Here is a 17,993-nt window from a genome sequence, read left to right on the forward strand (position 1 = left end):
GCGGGCCGCCGGACGGCGCCGGTCAGCCGCCGTGCTCGTCGACCACCACCCGCGGCGGAGTGCCGTTCCACAGGCAGAAGACGGTCGACGCCTCCGCGCCGCGGGTGAAGGTGACCCGGATCCAGTCGCTCTCCCGCCACACCCGCATCTCCCATCCGGCGTGGGGCGTGGCGGACACCAGCGTCGCCGAGTCCGGACCCAGGTCGAAGGCGACCCGGCCACCGCGGAGACTGCGGCTCTCCACCTCCCCGGCCGGGGCGCGGGTACGCGTCCTCGGCGTGCCGCCGGGGGAGCGGGAGGCGGCGGGGGAGGCCGAACCCTCCCGACGCCGGGGGGACTTCACGGAACCGGAAGGCGCGGGCGGTCTGGGCCGCCGGGTGGAGTCCGTGCTGGGCTCGGCCGCCGGGGACGGCGGGACCGTCCTCCCGGAGATCCGCGGAACGCGCGGCGGATCGTACGAGGTGCCCGACACCACGGTGTTCACCCCGTACCAGGACAGCGTCATCCCGGCCCCCGTGGCCAGCACCCACGCCCCCGCGTGGGCCAGCCCCCGCAGCACCCCGCGCAGCCGCGTCCCGCGCATCCCGACGTTTCCCTCCGTCCGCTCGCGCCCGCTCCGGTGCCTCCTCGACGTGTCCGCGCATGCCGTAACGTGCGGCCCATGGCACGTGTTCTCGTCGTCGAGGATGACCAGTTCGTACGCTCCGCCCTCATCCGGCACCTGGCGGATGCCTCCCATACCGTACGCAGTGTCGGAACGGCCCTGGAGGCGCTGCGGGAGGTCGCCCACCACGAGTTCGACGTGGTGGTCCTCGACCTCGGCCTGCCCGACCTGGACGGGGCCGAGGCGCTGAAGATGCTGCGCGGGGTCACCCAGGTCCCGGTGATCGTGGCCACCGCGCGGGACGACGAGGCGGAGATCGTCCGGCTGCTCAACGACGGCGCCGACGACTACCTGGTGAAACCGTTCTCCGTGGAGCACCTGTCGGCCCGGATGACCGCCGTGCTGCGCCGCGCGCGCGGCGGCGCGCAGGGCGCGGCGGGCGTGATACGGGTGGGCGGCCTGGCCATCGACCCGCTGCGCCGGCAGGCCTCGCTCGACGGACGCCCCCTGGACCTCACCCGCCGCGAGTTCGACCTGCTGACCTTCCTCGCGCGGCGCCCCGGCGTCGTCGTGCCGCGCAGGGAGCTGCTGGCCGAGGTCTGGCAGCAGAGCTACGGCGACGACCAGACCATAGACGTCCACCTGTCGTGGCTGCGCCGGAAACTCGGCGAGACGGCGGCCAACCCCCGCTATCTGCACACGCTGCGCGGTGTGGGCGTCAAACTGGAGCCTCCGCGGGAGCCGGCGGGGGAGCCGGAGGGATCCTCCCCGCGACCGTGAGGGAGACACCGTGAGGGGGAGCGGCGGATGAGGTGGGCCCTGGTCAAGGTGTGCATCGCCGTGACCGCGATGGTGGTGGTCGCCTTCGCCGTGCCGCTCGCCCTGGTGGTCAGGGAGATGGCCCGCGACCGGGCCTTCTCCAACGCCGAGCGGCTGGCGGGCACCGTCATACCCGTGCTGGCCATCACCGGCGACCGCGACGAGCTCCACCGCGCGCTGGCCGGCACCCAGGCGGGCACCAGCGGCCGGATCGCGGTCTACGCCCCCTCCGGACGGAAGGGCGAGGCCGCCGGGTTCGGCAGGCGGCGGGTGCCCGACGGGAAGATGGGGACCGTCGCCAGGCTGCGGGGGTCCACCGTCATCCCGGTCGAGGGGGGCTTCGCCCTGCTCCAGCCGGTCGTCACCACCGCCGGGACCGCGGTGATCGAGGTGTTCGTGCCCGAGGAGGAGGTCACCAACGGCGTCGCCACCGCCTGGCTCGTCCTGGCCGGGGCCGGGCTCGCCCTCGTCGTCGCCTCCGTCGTCATCGCCGACCGGCTCGGCACCAAGATGGTGGGCGCGGCCGAACGGCTGGCCCGGGCCGCGAAGGAACTGGGCGCCGGGAGGCTGGCCGTACGGGTCCCGGTGGAGGGGCCCGCCGAACTGCGGTGGGCCGCGGCGGCGTTCAACTCCATGGCCGACCAGGTCGCCCAGCTCCTGGCCAACGAGCGCGAACTGGCCGCCGACCTCTCCCACCGGCTGCGCACCCCCCTGACCGTGCTGCGCCTCAACGCCGCCTCGCTCGGGGACGGCGACGCCGCGGAGCAGACCCGCGAGGCGGTCGCGCAACTGGAGCGCGAGGTGGACCACATCATCCGCACCGCCCGCGAACAGCGGACCCAGCCTCCGGGGGCGCCGGGAGCCGGCGCCGTCTGCGACGCCTCCGAGGTGATCCGGGAGAGGATGGCCTTCTGGTCCGCGCTCGCCGAGGACGAGGGACGCGAGGTGCGGCTGGCCGGGGTCGGGGAGCCCGTCCGCGTGCCCGTCGCCCGGGCCGAGCTCGCCGCGGCGCTCGACGCGCTGCTCGGCAACGTCTTCCGGCACACCCCCGAGGGCACGGCCTTCGCGGTGGACGTGCACCACTCGGCCGGGGGCGACTCGGTGATCGTGCTGGTCTCCGACGCGGGCCCCGGCATCGACGACCCCGACGCGGCCCTGCGCCGCGGCCACGGCGACGGCGGGCCCGGCTCGACGGGGCTGGGCCTGGACATCGTGCGGCGGGTGGCGGAGTCCACCGGCGGCGACGTGCGGATCGGCCGCTCGGTGCTGGGAGGGACGGAGGTCCGCGTCTGGCTGTCGCTGGGCGGGGCGCCGGCGGAGGACGCCGGCCGCCGCGGGCACCGGGTGCGGCGGCGCGCACGCCGGTAGCGGCGGTTTCCTCAGGTCTTCCGTAGGTCCGCCTTAAGAGAGGCATAAGTCCCGGACCGCGCGCCCGCACCGGGTGGTTCGCCGGGCCCGGAGTCGCTAGCGTGCTCCCTGTCCACGTCCCCCACAGGACCGAGGCAGGAGCGGATGAGGAGCATCGCCGTGCAGCGGCGCCGCCCGGACGGGCGGCGGCAGCCGTTCGCCGACGCGCTCGCGGCGGCGGCCGTCGCGGTCGGAGGACTCGTCCTCGCCGGCGCGGTGACGGCACACCCGCAGGGTGCGCCGGACGCCGCGGCCGGCACGGCGCGGATCCACGGGTCCGCGTACGGCGACGGCGCGGAGACGGGCCCGCGGGGGCCCGCCTCCCCGGGTCGCCTGTAGCACTTCCCGCTCCGCGGGGCCCGCGAGGGCCCCTTGTGTGCCGGCCACCCCCCACGGCAGGCGGGGCGCAGCGGTCTCCACCCCCCACACCCGCTGCGCCCCGCCCCTGCCGGCCGGTCTCAGTCGGCCACCGGCTCCCGCACCGCGTCGGGCTCCTGGAGCACGCCGGTCCGGGCGACCTGCGCGTACCACAGGGCGCTGGACTTGGGGGTGCGGGCCTGGGTCTCGAAGTCCACGTACACCGCGCCGAAGCGCTTGCTGTAGCCGTAGGCCCACTCGAAGTTGTCGAGCAGGGACCACAGGAAGTAGCCGCGGACGTCGGCGCCGTCGGCGATCGCCCGCTGCACCGTCTGCAGGTGGCTGTGCAGGTAGGCGATGCGCTCGGGGTCGTGGACGGTGCCGTCCGGGGACGGCTTGTCGGCGCAGGCCATGCCGTTCTCGGTGATGTAGAGCGGGATGCCGCCGGTCTCGCGGTGGTAGCGCATCAGCAGGTCGTGGAGACCGGTCGGGTCGATCGTCCAGCCCATGTCGGTGGTCTCGCCCGGCGTCTGGTGGAAGGCGATGTCCTCCGAGGCGGGCCAGGGGGACTGCTCGCCGCCGCCGTGGCCGTCCCGGCGCGGCAGCTTCCGGTCGGCGGAGGCCGAGACCAGGGTGGGCGTGTAGTAGTTGATGCCCAGCGCGTCCAGCGGCTGCTGGATGTTCGCCAGGTCGCCGTCCTTGACGAAGCTCCAGTCGGTCAGGCGCGAGGTGTCCTGAATGAGGTCCTCGTCGTACACGCCGCGCAGCATCGGGCCGTCGAAGATCCGGTTGGCCAGGGCGTCGATGCGCCGCTTGGCGTTCAGGTCGTCGGGGTCGTCGGTGAGGGCGCGGACGGCGGCCGGGTTGAGGCTGATGCCGATCTGGGCGCGGCCGGGCAGGGCGGCGCGCAGCGCCTGGACGCCCAGGCCGTGGGCCAGGTTGAGGTGGTGGGCGGCGCGCAGGACGGCGGTGTGGTCGGTGCGGCCGGGGGCGTGGACGCCCGAACCGTAGCCCAGGTAGGCCGAGCACCAGGGCTCGTTGAGGGTGGTCCAGCGCTCCACGCGGTCGCCGAGCGCGTCGGCGACGAGCGAGGCGTACTCCGCGAACCGCTCGGCGGTGGCGCGCTCCGGCCAGCCGCCGGCGTCCTCCAGCTCCTGGGGGAGGTCCCAGTGGTAGAGGGTGATCCAGGGGGTGATGCCCTTCTCCAGCAGCGCGTCGACCAGCGAGCGGTAGAAGTCCAGGCCGCGCTGGACGGCGGGACCGCGGCCGGTGGGCTGCACGCGGGACCAGGAGATGGAGAACCGGTAGGCGTTGAGGTTGAGGTCGGCCATGAGCTCGACGTCGTCGCGCCAGCGGTGGTAGTGGTCCACGGCCACGTCACCGGTGTCGCCCCCGAGCACCTTTCCCGGAGTGTGGCAGAAGGTGTCCCAGATCGACGGTGTGCGGCCGTCCTCGGCGGCGGCGCCCTCGATCTGGTAGGCGGAGGTGGCCGAGCCGAAGAGGAAGTCGGCGGGGAAAGCGGATTGGCTCATATGGGAGCGCTCCCATCAAAGGTCGTACGGAAGGAGACGGTGTGTGGGGGGTAAGCGGAAGAGGCCTGGACCTCAGCCCTTGACGGCTCCCTGCATGATGCCGCCGACGATCTGCTTGCCGAAGACGGTGAGGATCAGCAGCAGCGGCAGGGTTCCGAGCAGGGCGCCGGCCATGATCACCGACTGGTCGGGGATGTACCCGCGGCCCAGGCCGGTCAGGGCCACCTGGACGGTCGGGTTCTCCTGGGTCAGGGCGATGATGGGCCAGAAGAAGTCGTTCCAGGCCATCACGAAGGTCAGCATGCCGAGCACGGCCATCGCGGGCCGGGCGGCGGGGAAGACCACGTGCCACACGATGCGCAGGCTGCTCGCGCCGTCCACGCGGGCGGCCTCGATCAGCTCCGTCGGCAGGGCCTCCAGCAGGTACTGGCGCATGAAGAACACACCGAAGGCGCTGACCAGGGTCGGCAGGATGACGGCCTGGAGCTGGTTGGTCCACTCCAGTTCGGCGATCGCCATGAACAGCGGCACCACGCTGAGCTGCGGCGGAACCATCATGGTGCCGATCGTCAGCATCAGCAGCAGGTTGCGGAAGCGGAACCGCAGCTTGGCGAAGGCGAACCCGGCGATCGTCCCGAACAGCACGGTGCCCGCCGCGATCGATCCGGCCACGATCGTGGTGTTGAGCAGCGCCAGGCCCATGTTGGCGTCGCTCCAGGCGATCCCCAGGTTCTTGAAGAGGTTGCCGCCGAACCAGAAGGGCGGCGGCATCTCCGCGAGCCGGGTGTTGTTGCGGGACGCGGCGACGGCCGTCCAGAACAGCGGGAACAGGGCGATCACGGTGACGGCGATCAGCACCGCGTAGGTGAACTTGCCGCCGTGCAGCTGCCCGCCGGCGCTGCTCGCCCTGCCCCGGCCGCTCCGGCGCCGGGACGGTTCGCCGCGGCGGGACGCGGGGACGCCGGCCGCCGAGCGGTCGGACTTCGTCAGCAGGCTCATGACCGCCTCCTCGCGGACTTGCGACCCAGCTCGCTCCTGCGCATGGCGCGCGCGATCACCCAGTTGACCAGGGCGATCAGCAGCAGGATCAGGAACATCATCCAGGCGATGGCGGAGGCCCGGCCCAGGTGGAGGTTCACCCAGCCCTGCTCGTACAGGTACAGGCCCAGGGTCTGGTACTGGTGGTCCGCGCCGCCGCTCGCGCCGCCGCCCGGGTTGAACAGCAGGGGCTCGCCGAACAGCTGCGTCGCGCCGATGGTGGAGACGACGATCGTGAACAGGATCGTCGGCCGCAGCGCGGGGATCGTGACGTGGACGAACTGCTGCCAGCGCGAGGCGCCGTCCAGCGCCGCCGACTCGTACAGGTCCTTGGGGACCGCCTGCATGGCGGCGAGGTAGATGAGGGTGTTGTAGCCCGTCCAGCGCCAGATCACGATCGTGGAGATCGCGACGTGGGAGGTCAGGGTGTCGTTGTGCCAGTCGACGGGGTCGATGCCGACGGTCCCCAGAGCCCAGTTGATCATGCCGTAGTCACGGCCGAAGAGCACGACGAAGACGAGGGTCGCCGCGGCCACCGAGGTGGCGTAGGGGGCCAGCATCGCCACGCGGAAGAACGTAGCGCCGCGCAGCTTGTAGTTCAGCAGGTGCGCCAGGCCGAGGGCCATCAGCAGCTGGGGAACGGTGGAGATGATCCCGATGCTGAGGGTGTTGCGCAGGGCGTTCCAGAAGAACTCGTCCTCGAACAGCCGGGTGAAGTTGTGCAGTCCGGCCCATTCCATATCGGTGGGGGCCGTGAGGGACACCTTGTGGAGGGACGCCCAGCCCGTGTAGAGGAGCGGGAAGAGGCTGAAGGCCCCGAAGAAGAGGAAGAACGGGGCGACGAACGCGTACGGGCTCCACTTCACGTCCCGCTGGTACCAGCGGCTGCGGCGTTCCCGCCGCCGGTCCTCGGGGGTGAGGGGAGCGGTCCTGGGGCGCGGGGCCGCGCCCCCCTGCTTGGCGGGGGGCGCGGACACCGGCGAACCGGTTGTGGTCACTTGTCGATCACTCGTCCAGGGCGTTGTCGACTGCCTTGGTGGCCGCGTCCCACGCCTTGGCCGGGGACAGGCCCTTCTGCTCGATCTGAAGCAGACCGGTGCGTGCGATGTTCTCCTGGATGACCTGGTCCTTCGGGCCGATCACCTGGGTGGGGATCCCCTCGGCGGCGGCGGAGAAGATCTTGCCGATGGGCGCCTGGGAGAAGAACTCGTGCTTCGCGTCGGCGACCTCGGGGGTGTCGTACGACTTCGGGGCGCTCGGGAAGCTGCCGCGCTCGGCGAAGAGCTTGGCCTGCTGGGTGGGCGCGGTCAGCCAGGCGGCGAGCTTGATCGCCTCTTCCTTGTTCTTGCTCGCCTCGGGCACGCCGAGGAAGGAGCCGCCCCAGTTGCCGGGCTTGGGGGCGGGAGCGACGTCCCACTTGCCCTTGGCCTTCTCGCCGCCCTTGTCCTGGATGTAGCCGAGCATCCAGGCGGGGCAGGAGAGCGTGGCGAAGGTGCCGTTGTTCATGGCCTTGTTCCACGAGTCCGTGAACAGCTCGTGCTTGTCGGTCATCCCCTCGGAGGCGGCCTCCGCGGCGACGTTCCAGGCCCTCTTGACGTCGGGGTTGGTCTTGTAGATGACCTCGCCCTTGTCGTCGTAGTAGCGGGTGGCGCTGGAGGAGATGGCCGCGTTGTACAGACCGCTGGCGGAGTCCACCCACTTGACGCCCTCGGGGGCGCTGTTCATGAACTTCTTGCCGGTCTGGATGTACTTGTCCCAGCTGCCCGCCCAGAGCTTGCCGACCTCGTCGCGGTCGGTGGGCAGGCCGGCGGCCTCGAAGTGGTCCTTGCGGTAGCAGATCGCCATCGGGCCGATGTCGGTGCCCAGGCCGATGGTCTTGCCCTCGGCGGTGGTGGCCTGCTGCCACTTCCAGCCGAAGTAGTCGTCCTTGGAGACGCCGTCGGCCTTGCCCAGGTCCACGAACTTGTCCGACTGGGTCTGGACGACCTCGGCGATGTTCGCCACCTCGATGCCCTGGATGTCGGCGAGACCGCTGTTGCTGGCGAGGCGGGTGAGGAGCTGCGGGTAGTAGTTCTCGTTCCGCTCGATGACGGTCTGCTTGATCTTGACCTTCGGGTTGAGCTTCTCGTACTCCTCGTAGAGCCCGGCCTCCTTGAAGCCGAACGTCCCGAAGAGGCCGACGGTGATGACGGTCTTGCCGTCGGCACTGGTGCCGCCGGTTCCGCTGCCGGTCTCCTCGTCGCTCGCGCACCCGGCGAGCAGACTGGTTCCGATGGCCGCGGCGGCCATCACGGCCACGGCTCTCCGGGTGGTGCGGGTTTTGCGCACTGCGTCCTCCTAGCGCCCTGAACGTTTCTCTCCCGGCCGAGGGAAGGTGTGGGGGACCGCGGTGGTGGAATGGTGCTGCGGCTCGGGCGGAACGTGCGGGATCTGTATGGGTCAGGTCTGTTGGGAGCGCTCCCAGACATGATGAGTTGAAGGGTCGCGGGTCCCTGGCGCGGGTGTCAAGGGAATGGACACACTGACCCGATGCAGTTATCCGGCTGTTAGCTTCGGTGGCTGATCGATACTGGTGCGCGGGGCCGGACGGTCCTGCGCGGGTGAGCAGGCAAGACCTGGGGAGGCGGTCATGACAGTGAGCGGACGGCGGGGCCGAAGGCCCACCCTGGAACAGGTCGCCGCCTACGCGGGGGTGGGACGCGGCACCGTCTCCCGGGTGATCAACGGAGCCGCGAACGTCAGCGACCAGACCCGCACCGCCGTCCAGCAGGCGATCGCCGAACTGGGCTACGTGCCCAACCGGGCGGCCCGGGCACTGGCCGCGGGCAGCACGGACGCGATCGCCCTGGTGATCCCCGAGGCCGAGACCAGACTGTTCGCCGAACCGTACTTCTCCGGCATCATCCGCGGGGTCAGCGCCGAACTCGCCGACACCGACATGCAGTTGCTGCTCACGCTGATCCGCACCCCCAAGGAACGCGACCGCTTCGCCCAGTACGTGACGGCCCACCGGGTGGACGGCGTGCTGCTGCTCTCCGTCCACGCCGACGACCCCCTGCCGGACCTGCTGCAGCAGATCGAGATGCCCGCGGTCCTCAGCGGCCGGCGCAGCGGCGACGAACCCGTCCCGTACGTGGACTGCGACAACACCGGCGGCGCGCAGGCCGCCGTGGAGCACCTGATCGGGCGCGGCCGGCGGGTGGTGGCCACCGTCACCGGGCCGCCGGACATGTACGTCGCCCGGTGCCGCCTCCAGGGATACCGCGACGCGCTGCGCGCCGCCGGCCTGGAGGAGGACGAACGGCTGGTCGCCGAGGGAGACTTCACCGAGGAGGGCGGTCGCCGCGCCATGCGCGGACTGCTCGCCGCCCGCCCCGATCTGGACGCGGTCTTCTGCGCCTCGGACGTGATGGCCGCCGGCGCCCGGGCCGTGCTGCGCGAGGAGGGCCGCAGCGTCCCCGGCGACGTGGCCCTGGTCGGCTTCGACGACTCGGCCGTCGCCCGCCACATGGATCCGCCCCTGACCAGCGTGCGGCAGCCGATCGAGGAGATGGGCCGCGCCATGGTCCGGGGGCTGCTGGAGGAGATCGAGGGGCGCAAGGAGGGCCGGGGCGGCCACTCGAACAGGGTGCTGCCGACGGAACTGGTCCGCCGCAGCTCGTCGTAGTCCCGTACCCGGTCGCACGGCGTGGCTCCCTCCCGTCTCGTCGCGGCCCCTCGCGGAACCCCGGACTGCCCACGGGGTCCCGCGAGGAGCCGCGGGCACGGTGAAGGGGCCGGTCGGCGTACCGACCGGCCCCTCCTGCCGTACCGCTTGCCTCAGATCATCCCACCGGCAGGCGCCGGGAGGCGATCAGCTGATGGGCGGGTAGGCGTTGCGCAGGAGCTCCTCGAACTGGGCCTGGAACCAGTGGCCCGAGAGCGGGGCGCCGCCCAGGGCGCCCGAGGGGCTGTTGCCGTTGCGTGCGTTGCCCTTGTAATCGGGGTTGCACATCTCGTCGGCCTTCTTGCCCTCGTCGTTCGGGATGTCCTCGCTGGCGCCGTCGGACTCCCCCGGAGGCTTGATCCACGCGTAGGCGTCGATTCCCGGCTCGGGCGCGGCCTTCGGCCGCTCACCGAGGCCGGCGCCGGCCTGGTTGCACCAGTTGCCGGTGTGAACGCGGCGGTCGACGCGGCTGCCGTCGACGAACGCGTCCACGGTGGTCTTGGCGGCCGGACCGGTGGGACGCTTGGAGCCGCCCCAGCCGTTGCGGGAGGTGTCGATGATCACGCCGACGTCGGAGCGGAAGCCCGCCTTGACGGCCTCCTGGCGGAAGGCCTGGGCGTAGGACAGCTCGTCCACGTAGCGGTTCCAGTCGACCCACTTGGACTGGCGGACCGAGGTGCCGTTCACGGAGTCGTTGATGGTGAAGTACGGCTCCTTGAGCGCGCCGTAGTTGGCGACGTTGGCGGCGAAGCCGGCGACGTCGTCGACCGTGGCGCCCTCGGAGGTGGCGGCCTTGTGGAGCAGCTGGGCGGTGGGGGTGAAGTTGTCGTCCCAGCCGAGCCAGCCGTGGTGGCCGATGTCGATGTAGTTGTAGACGTTGTCGAACTGGCCCAGGGTGGCCAGGGCGTAGCCGACGCCCTTGACGTAGTTGCCGTTGGCCAGCATCGTGTTGCAGTTCTCGGTGGCCGTGGCCCGGCTGCCGACGTTGGTCACCAGGTTCGGCAGCGAGTCGATCTCGACGATGTTGATGATCCGCAGATCGGCGTACTTCGGGTCACCGACGATCTCGGCAATCGGGTCGATGAACTCCCTCTTGTACTTGTCGATCTCGGTCGGGCCGAGCTCGCCCTGGGAGGCGAGGGCGGCGCAGTCGCGGCCGGGCAGGTTGTAGGTGACCATCTGGATCGCGTCGGCGCCCTGCTCCAGGGCCTCGTCCAGGTGGTCGCGCAGACCCATGGTGTTGCTGCCGGCGGAGCCCGACTCGATGGCGGAGATGCGGTCCAGCCAGACGGCGGTGGGCTGGTTGGCGATGGCGGCGCCACCGCTCTCGCGGGCCTTCCTGGACCAGTCGGGGTTCACGTAGAGCTTGGCGCCCGCGTACGGGTTGTCGACGCGGTCGCGGCCCGGGTCGCCGGGGTTGTCGCCCGGGTCGTCACCGGGGTCGTCGCCGGGGTCGTCACCGGGGTCCTGGGAGTCGACGTTGCACAGGGTGCCGTTCAGCTTGAACCCGGTGGGGGCCGGGTTCGAGCCGGAGTACGTGCCGTTGAAGCCGAAGTTCGCCGAACCGCCCGCGGACAGCGTCGAGTTCCAGGACGGCGCGGTGACGGTCACGTGCGCGCCGCTCTGGGCCACGGTGGCGTTCCAGCCGGAACCCGCCTTCTGGTTCCCGGTGTAGTCCCACTCCACCTTCCAGTTGCTCAGGGCAGAGGTGGCGTTGTTGGTCACGGTGACCGAGGCCGTGAAGCCGGAACCCCAGTCGTTCATGACCTTGTAGTCGACGGTGCACGCGGGCGCCGCCACCGCGGTGCCCTGCATCATGCCGCCGGCGCCGAGTGCGCCGGCCAGCAGCGCACTCGCGGCGAGTAACGCCGTTCGGCGCTTCCGCGCCGATGTACTGGTGCCTGTCATGCGATCTTTCCTCTTCCTTCCGGGGGTCCTCCGGATGACGACGGAGTCCAGCTCCGCGTTTCGGGGTGCGGTCGTGTCACGGGTGCGTGCCCAGGACGTGGGCGGGCCTCCGTCGGGGTGGGGAACGACCGCGGTCGCGGCCCGGAGCGGCGAAGGGCTCCGGTCCCGTCTCCCGCCGGTCCGGCCGGGAGCGCTGTCCGCCGGGGTGGGGCGGGACGCCTTGAACGCGGCCGGGGGATCGGCCGTGAAGGGGTGCGGCGGTGAGTGCCGCGGTGACGGGCGACGCCGGACGGCGCCGTGGTGGGGGGTACATGAAGCGGCTCCTGGTCGGTCGAACGCGCCGTCCCTGGCGCACGACTGTGGAAGCGCTCCCACTGGTTGGGGACGAACGTAGCGCCAACTTCCGGTGGTGGCCAGAGTGCGTTCAGGAATTGGCGGATCGAATTTCTTCCGCGGGGTCATCTCGTTCAGACCCTTGACAGGTGTCATGTGCGCGCCGACGCTTGGGAGCGCTCCCACTGGTTTCGGCACCTCCCCAAGCACGGCACAGCTCCTCCCCCCACTCCCGAGCCGCGAGGAGGACCCCCGCATGCGCGTGTCACCGTTACCGGAAGCGCCACCGAGACCTCGCAGAGGAAGAGCCAGAAGACTGCTCGCGGCGGCCGCCGTGGTCTCCCTCCCGCTGGGGATGACCTCGGCACTGCAGGGCACCGCCCAGGCCGCCGCCGTCCAGTGCAGCGTCGACTACGGCAAGAACGACTGGGGCTCCGGCTTCACCGCCTCCGTCACCATCACCAACCGGGGCTCCGAGGCGATCGACAACTGGACCCTGACCTACGACTACACCGGCAACCAGAAGCTCCTCCAGGGCTGGAACGGCCAGTGGTCGCAGTCGGGCAGGACCATCACCGTCAAGAACCTGTCGTACAACACGAGGATCGCCGCCGGCGCCGCCGTCACCGCGGGCGCCAACTTCAGCTACAGCGGCACCAACGCCGACCCGACCTCCTTCTCGGTCAACGGCACCCGCTGCAACGGCGCCGCCGCCGCGCCCACCGCCACCCTGACCAGCCCCGCGCCGGGCGCGGTCTTCTCCGAGGGCGCGACCGTCCCCCTGGCGGCCACCGCGCGCGCCGAGGAACCCGGCGCCACCATCGAGAAGGTCGAGTTCTACAGCGACACCGAGCTGCTGGGCACCGACACCACGGCGCCCTACGCCTTCGACTGGAAGAACGTCGCCGAGGGCAACTACTCCCTCTACGCCGTCGCCCACGACTCCAACGGCATGTCGAGCGAGTCCACGCCCGTCGGCATCCAGGTCACCTCCGGCCCCGCGCTGGTCGTCAGCCCGGCCCAGCTCGGCATCCGCCAGGGGGAGACCGGCGAGTTCTCCGTACGGCTCTCCAAGCAGCCGTCCTCCACCGTGACGGCGACCGTGCGCCGCACCGACGGCAACTCCGGACTGTCCGTGCGGAGCGGCGCCCAGCTCACCTTCACCCCGTCCGACTGGAACACGCCCCAGACGGTGACCATCGCCGCGGCCGACAGCGGCTCGGGAGCCGCGACGTTCACCGTCAGCGCCCCCGGTCACAAGGACGCCCAGGTCACGGTGACCCAGCTCGCCAACTCCGGTGACGCCGGGGAGTACGAGGAGCGGTTCCTCGACCTCTACAACAAGATCTTCGACCCGGCCAACGGGTACTTCTCGCCGGAGGGCATCCCCTACCACTCGGTCGAGACGCTGATGGTGGAGGCGCCCGACCACGGTCACGAGACGACCTCCGAGGCGTACAGCTACCTGATCTGGCTCCAGGCCATGTACGGCAAGGTCACCGAGGACTGGGGCCCGTTCAACGAGTCGTGGCAGATCATGGAGAAGTACATGATCCCCACGAAGGACGACCAGCCCACCAACAGCTTCTACGACGCCTCCAAGCCGGCCACCTACGCGGCCGAGCACCCGGAGCCGTCGAACTACCCGTCGCAGATCGAGAGCAGCGTCCCGGTGGGCCGTGACCCGATCGCGGCCGAGCTGCGCAGCGCCTACGGCACCGACGACATCTACGGCATGCACTGGCTCCAGGACGTGGACAACGTCTACGGCTACGGCAACGCCCCCGGCAGCGTCTGCCAGGGCGGGCCGGGCCAGGAGGGCCCGTCGTACATCAACACCTTCCAGCGCGGCTCGCAGGAGTCGGTCTGGGAGACCGTCCCGCAGCCCACCTGCGACGACTTCAAGTTCGGCGGCAGGAACGGCTACCTGGACCTGTTCATCAAGGACAGCGGCTACGCCAAGCAGTGGAAGTTCACCAACGCCCCCGACGCCGACGCCCGCGCCATCCAGGCCGCCTACTGGGCCGAGATGTGGGCCGAGGAGCAGGGCAGGAAGTCCGAGATCTCCGCGACCCTGTCCAAGGCCGCGAAGATGGGCGACTACCTGCGCTACGCCTTCTTCGACAAGTACTTCAAGAAGGTCGGCAACTGCGTGGGCGCCACCTCCTGCCCCGCCGGCACCGGCAAGGACAGCGCGCACTACCTGCTCTCCTGGTACTACGCCTGGGGCGGCGCCACCGACACCAGCGCCGGCTGGGCCTGGCGGATCGGCAGCAGCCACAACCACTTCGGCTACCAGAACCCGATGGCGGCCCACGCGCTGACCACCGTTCCGGAGCTGAAGCCCAAGGGCTCCACCGCCGTGGCGGACTGGGAGAAGAGCCTCCAGCGCCAGGTCGAGTTCTACCGCTGGCTGCAGTCCGACGAGGGCGCCATCGCGGGCGGCGCGACCAACAGCTGGGGCGGCAACTACGGCACCCCGCCGTCCGGCACGCCCACCTTCTACGGCATGTTCTACGACGAGAAGCCCGTCTACCACGACCCGCCGTCCAACCAGTGGTTCGGCATGCAGGCCTGGTCGATGGAGCGCGTCGCCGAGCTCTACCACGAGACCGGCAACGCCATGGCCAAGGAGGTCCTGGACAAGTGGGTGGACTGGGTCCTCGGCGAGATCACCGTCAACCCCGACGGCAACTACCAGATCCCGTCGACGCTCCAGTGGTCGGGCAGGCCCGACACCTGGAACCCGTCCGACCCCGGTGACAACACGAACCTGCACGTGACGGTCCGTGACTACAGCACCGACGTCGGCATCACCGCGGCCCTGGCCAAGACCCTGATGTACTACGCCGCCAAGTCCGGCGACGAGGAGGCCAGGACCACCGCCAAGGACCTGATGGACGCCATGTGGGAGCACCACCAGGACGCCATGGGCATCGGGGTCGAGGAGACCCGCACCGACTACGAGCGCTTCGGCGACAAGGTGCACGTCCCCTCCGGCTGGACCGGGACCATGCCGAACGGCGACAGGATCGACTCGAACTCCACCTTCCTGTCGATCCGCTCCTTCTACGAGGACGACCCGCAGTTCAGCAAGGTGGAGAGCTACCTGAACGGCGGCGAGGCGCCGAAGTTCACCTACCACCGCTTCTGGGCCCAGGCGGACGCGGCTCTCGCCCTGGCGACCTACGCGGACCTCTTCGGGGAGTGACCGGGGAGGAGCACGAGCCGGCCCCCCGGTCCGGCCTGAGTCGACGGCGGCCGCGCCGGGGGGCCTTCCAAGCGGAACAACTCCACATCCCCTAGCCGGTGACGAGCTGGAGCAGCGGTCTGTCCTCCCCCGCCTCTCTGCTGCCCAGCCGCACCCGATGGCCGCGGCCGTCCTGCGCCAGTACCAGGGTCACCTCCCCGGTGACCGGGCGCCGGACGGCCGCGGTCACGTCCAGGCCCGTCCAGTCGTCGTAGGTGGTCACCACACCCTCGCCCAGGGCGGGCCCCGGCGCGGGGGCGGCGTCCCAGGTGATCCCCGTCTCGCTCCAGCCGTTCCCGGCCGGACCGTGGGCGCGCAGGGACGTGAAGAGCATGTCGTCCTCGCGGCTGCCCGGGTCCTGGGGGACGTGCCCGCGCACCCAGAGCACCGCGCGCCGCACCGCCCCGGCGGCCGTCCCGGGCGGGAGCCGGAACCGCAGGTACGCACGCTGCTCCCCGGCGTCCCCGGCGGCGTTCCCGGGGTTGTGGACGGTCAGCACCGGCGAGGCGCCGTCGTTCTCCCCGGAGTGCGCGCCGCCGCGCACGGTCGCGTCCGCCACGGGCTCCAGCAGCAGCGCCTCCCGGCGCGGCGCGGCGCAGGCGGCCCCGGGGCCCGGCCCCAGGACCGCCGTCAGCGTCGCACCGCGCCGCCCACCGGTCTCGGCGAGGAGGCGGACGCCGTCCGGGCCCGCCGAGAGCACGGTGAGCCCCTCGTCGCTCTCCCGCACCACCCGGCGGCCCGCGGCCGGCGCCCGGTCCAGGGCCAGCCGCACCACGGCGGCCGAGCGGGACGGGTCGCTCACGGCGATCCGCAGCTCCCCGGGCCGGTCCAGGACCAGCACCGCGCACGGCCCGTCGGCCGTCACCCCGGCGGCGGAGCCCGCGGCGAAGAAGTTGACGGCCGTCAGCCGCGCCCCGTCCGGGACGCCCGGCGCCCCGGGCAGGGTGCGGAAGGCGTGGACGTCCCCGCCCAGCGCGACGACCTCCACGCCCGGCCGGGCGGCGCGGGCGGCCGTGGCGGCCGGCGTGGCGCCCGGCAGCAGCAGGTGGGCGTGGGCCGCGTCCACCGGGTCGGCGCCGTGGTCGTGCCAGAGCACCAGGTGCCGGCGGGTGACGGGCGCGTCCGGGCCGCCGGCGTTCAGGTCCCGCCAGGAGCCCGTGCGGTCCGCGCGGAGGCTCAGCAGCTCCCGCGGCCCCCGCACGCCCCGGGGGAGAGCGGGGAAGACGTGGCCGCCGGTCCCCTCCAGGTGGGCCCAGCGGGGACGGGGGTGGCGCAGGACCTCGCCGAGCGCCTCGGGAACCCGCGTGCCGTCCACGGTGAGCCGTGCGGGCCGCCGCTCGTCCGGCGCGTGGAGGTTCCGGGCGTCCACCACCGTCTCGATCCGGCGTCCGCCGCCCGCGGTGACGCCGGAGGAGGCGGTCAGCACGGCGTCGTCCAGGAACAGCCAGGACCTGCGCGCCCGCAGCGGCGAGTCGGTCCCACAGAAGTCCATCCCGGCCAGCCCGAGGCCGCGCCCCGCCGCCAGGACCACCATGCCCGACCAGCGCGTGCCCGACAGCGGCACGCGGTCGTTGTCGCCGCCCGCGCCGGCGGGCAGCGGGGCGGTGTCCACGGTGATGCCGGGCAGGCGCTTGGGGTCGGCGGTGGGCCAGTACTCGTCGGTGTACTGGAAGAGGTCGCCGTCCAGGTGGAGCTGGAACATCCCGTCCCCGGTGTGCCAGCCCCGGGCGTTCTCCCCGTTCATGTACTCGTAGCGGGCCACCCGGTCGGAGTTGAGCGCCAGCGAGTACGTCCACCCGGGGCGGCGGTGGACGACCCGCTCCATGCCGGGGAAGGCGAAGTGCCCCACGGGCTCCTCGGCCTCCGGGACGCCGGGGTCGGCCAGGACCCGGGCCGCGGCGGCGATCTGCGCGGGGAGCCGCTCGGAGAGGGGCCGGTGGGTGTTGCGCCGCAGCCACCTCTTGGCCAGCGATCCCAGCCGCAGCGCGGTCGCGGCCTGCTCGGGCGGCAGCGCGCCGGCCAGGTTCACCGCGTCCACGGCCAGCAGGAAGCCGTCGTCCGCGTCCCGCTCGTGCGCCCGCGAGACCGCCCGGCCGCGTACGGAGTCGGGCATCAGCCCGCCGTGCACCAGCGGCACGAAGGTCCGCTCCACCGCGCGCACGGTGTGCTCGCGCTCGGCGGCCCCGACGTCCCACTCGGTGCCGCGCAGCATCCGCATCAGCTCGGCCATGCCCCGCACCAGCACCTCGCCGTAGGTGCCGGGAGAGGCGACGCAGGTGTGCATGAGGAACGAGCCGTCCGCGTGGAAGCCGTCGCCGACCGGCACCGGGTCGAGCACCCCGGCCAGCCGGGAGGAGGCGAGCGCGAGCCTCTCCGGGGCCGCGCCGAGGGCCCCGCGGACGGCCGTGATCCGGCACAGGTCGACCCGGTTGGCGCCGGTGGAGGCGAGGGTGCCGCGCAGCATCCGCCCCGGGTCGGGCACGAAGTGGTCGACCGCGGCGAGCAGCCCGGCCAGGGCGCCGGCCCCGACCGCGCCGCCCAGCAGGACGCAGGCGTCGCCCACGGCCCCCGGGGTGCCGATCTCCCAGTCCCACCAGTTGCCGTACTGCGCCCGCCCGGCGTGGTAGACGGACGCGTGGAGCAGCCCCAGCCCCTCGGCGGCCCGCGCGGCCGCCCCGGCGTCGCCGTACAGCCGGCTCGCGGGTGTCGCACAGCACAGGGCGATGGCCAGCAGCCGTTCGGCCGCGGCGGTCACGTTCGACGACGGACCCGCGCCCTCGCCGAGCGGCAGGTCGTCCCAGGGGGTGGTGCGGCCCCGGCCGGTCCGCAGCGACTCCAGGTGCGACAGGGCGGCCCGGTCCCGTGCGGCGACGGCGGCGGCGTGGTCGGGGCGGTGCGGGCTTCCCTCCGGGACCTCGCCGCCGGCCAGCAGCTCGTGCCGCCGCCGCAGCAGCTCCGCGTACACGCCGCCGGGCCCGGCGGCGCCCGCCGTCCGCGCTCCGGCCGCCGCCGGGCCGCCGGCCGGGCCGGCGGGCCGGG

Annotated in this window: 12 protein-coding genes; 5 read left to right on the top strand and 7 right to left on the bottom strand. The window is 72.3% G+C overall.

The window, feature by feature from the left end:
- Nucleotides 1–22: 22 nt before the first annotated feature.
- Nucleotides 23–583: a hypothetical protein gene (locus tag ABD358_RS11760; protein ID WP_344630865.1), complete on the bottom strand. Its 561-nt coding sequence runs from the start codon at nucleotides 581–583 to the stop codon at nucleotides 23–25.
- A 78-nt stretch (nucleotides 584–661) separates the two neighbouring features.
- On the opposite strand from ABD358_RS11760, the gene ABD358_RS11765 reads away from it, so the two are divergent.
- The 3 genes from ABD358_RS11765 to ABD358_RS11775 all read left to right on the top strand — a co-directional run bounded on the left by ABD358_RS11765 (nucleotide 662) and on the right by ABD358_RS11775 (nucleotide 3,169).
- Nucleotides 662–1,384 (top strand): response regulator transcription factor, encoded by a 723-nt coding sequence (locus tag ABD358_RS11765; RefSeq protein WP_344630866.1) that lies wholly within the window; start codon nucleotides 662–664, stop codon nucleotides 1,382–1,384.
- Between the two features lie 27 nt (nucleotides 1,385–1,411).
- Nucleotides 1,412–2,791 (top strand): ATP-binding protein, encoded by a 1,380-nt coding sequence (locus tag ABD358_RS11770; RefSeq protein WP_344630867.1) that lies wholly within the window; start codon nucleotides 1,412–1,414, stop codon nucleotides 2,789–2,791.
- 144 nt (nucleotides 2,792–2,935) lie between these two features.
- The gene (locus tag ABD358_RS11775; RefSeq protein WP_344630868.1) at nucleotides 2,936–3,169 is read left to right on the top strand and encodes a hypothetical protein; all 234 of its coding nucleotides are present in this window, start codon (nucleotides 2,936–2,938) and stop codon (nucleotides 3,167–3,169) included.
- A gap of 119 nt (nucleotides 3,170–3,288) precedes the next feature.
- Here the strand turns inward: ABD358_RS11775 and ABD358_RS11780 are convergent, their stop codons facing one another.
- The 4 genes from ABD358_RS11780 to ABD358_RS11795 form a co-directional block, all read right to left on the bottom strand.
- Nucleotides 3,289–4,719, bottom strand: coding sequence for a GH1 family beta-glucosidase (locus ABD358_RS11780; protein ID WP_344630869.1), 1,431 nt, complete (start codon nucleotides 4,717–4,719; stop codon nucleotides 3,289–3,291).
- Between the two features lie 72 nt (nucleotides 4,720–4,791).
- Nucleotides 4,792–5,718, bottom strand: a complete 927-nt coding sequence (locus ABD358_RS11785) for a carbohydrate ABC transporter permease (RefSeq protein ID WP_344630870.1) — start codon at nucleotides 5,716–5,718, stop codon at nucleotides 4,792–4,794.
- Nucleotides 5,715–6,755 carry a carbohydrate ABC transporter permease gene (locus tag ABD358_RS11790; RefSeq protein ID WP_344630871.1) on the bottom strand — a complete coding sequence of 347 codons (1,041 nt, stop codon included), beginning with the start codon at nucleotides 6,753–6,755 and terminating at the stop codon, nucleotides 5,715–5,717. Before ABD358_RS11790 ends, ABD358_RS11785 begins: the two co-directional genes overlap by 4 nt.
- 7 nt (nucleotides 6,756–6,762) lie before the next feature.
- On the bottom strand, nucleotides 6,763–8,046 hold the full coding sequence (locus ABD358_RS11795) for an ABC transporter substrate-binding protein (protein WP_344630926.1): 1,284 nt from the start codon (nucleotides 8,044–8,046) through the stop codon (nucleotides 6,763–6,765).
- Nucleotides 8,047–8,386: 340 nt separating this feature from the next.
- Between ABD358_RS11795 and ABD358_RS11800 the strand changes: the two genes are divergently transcribed.
- Nucleotides 8,387–9,424 carry a LacI family DNA-binding transcriptional regulator gene (locus tag ABD358_RS11800; RefSeq protein WP_344630872.1) on the top strand — a complete coding sequence of 346 codons (1,038 nt, stop codon included), beginning with the start codon at nucleotides 8,387–8,389 and terminating at the stop codon, nucleotides 9,422–9,424.
- A 186-nt stretch (nucleotides 9,425–9,610) separates the two neighbouring features.
- On the opposite strand, the gene ABD358_RS11805 is transcribed toward ABD358_RS11800, so the two are convergent.
- Nucleotides 9,611–11,371 (bottom strand): glycoside hydrolase family 6 protein, encoded by a 1,761-nt coding sequence (locus ABD358_RS11805; protein ID WP_344630873.1) that lies wholly within the window; start codon nucleotides 11,369–11,371, stop codon nucleotides 9,611–9,613.
- A gap of 589 nt (nucleotides 11,372–11,960) precedes the next feature.
- Between ABD358_RS11805 and ABD358_RS11810 the strand changes: the two genes are divergently transcribed.
- On the top strand, nucleotides 11,961–14,915 hold the full coding sequence (locus ABD358_RS11810) for a glycoside hydrolase family 48 protein (RefSeq protein WP_344630874.1): 2,955 nt from the start codon (nucleotides 11,961–11,963) through the stop codon (nucleotides 14,913–14,915).
- Between the two features lie 91 nt (nucleotides 14,916–15,006).
- On the opposite strand, the gene ABD358_RS11815 is transcribed toward ABD358_RS11810, so the two are convergent.
- On the bottom strand, nucleotides 15,007–17,993 hold a 2,987-nt coding region (locus tag ABD358_RS11815), incomplete at its 5' end, for a polysaccharide lyase family 8 super-sandwich domain-containing protein (RefSeq protein WP_344630875.1).

Source organism: Streptomyces glaucosporus (assembly GCF_039533345.1).
Lineage (GTDB): Bacteria > Actinomycetota > Actinomycetes > Streptomycetales > Streptomycetaceae > Streptomyces > Streptomyces glaucosporus.

What these genes read in the sequence shown, in the direction of transcription:
- ABD358_RS11760 (WP_344630865.1), bottom strand. Translation starts at nt 583, where the DNA reads ATGCGCGGGACGCGGCTGCGCGGGGTGCTGCGGGGGCTGGCCCACGCG.
- ABD358_RS11765 (WP_344630866.1), top strand. Translation starts at nt 662, where the DNA reads ATGGCACGTGTTCTCGTCGTCGAGGATGACCAGTTCGTACGCTCCGCC.
- ABD358_RS11770 (WP_344630867.1), top strand. Translation starts at nt 1,412, where the DNA reads ATGAGGTGGGCCCTGGTCAAGGTGTGCATCGCCGTGACCGCGATGGTG.
- ABD358_RS11775 (WP_344630868.1), top strand. Translation starts at nt 2,936, where the DNA reads ATGAGGAGCATCGCCGTGCAGCGGCGCCGCCCGGACGGGCGGCGGCAG.
- ABD358_RS11780 (WP_344630869.1), bottom strand. Translation starts at nt 4,719, where the DNA reads ATGAGCCAATCCGCTTTCCCCGCCGACTTCCTCTTCGGCTCGGCCACC.
- ABD358_RS11785 (WP_344630870.1), bottom strand. Translation starts at nt 5,718, where the DNA reads ATGAGCCTGCTGACGAAGTCCGACCGCTCGGCGGCCGGCGTCCCCGCG.
- ABD358_RS11795 (WP_344630926.1), bottom strand. Translation starts at nt 8,046, where the DNA reads ATGGCCGCCGCGGCCATCGGAACCAGTCTGCTCGCCGGGTGCGCGAGC.
- ABD358_RS11800 (WP_344630872.1), top strand. Translation starts at nt 8,387, where the DNA reads ATGACAGTGAGCGGACGGCGGGGCCGAAGGCCCACCCTGGAACAGGTC.
- ABD358_RS11805 (WP_344630873.1), bottom strand. Translation starts at nt 11,371, where the DNA reads ATGACAGGCACCAGTACATCGGCGCGGAAGCGCCGAACGGCGTTACTC.
- ABD358_RS11810 (WP_344630874.1), top strand. Translation starts at nt 11,961, where the DNA reads ATGCGCGTGTCACCGTTACCGGAAGCGCCACCGAGACCTCGCAGAGGA.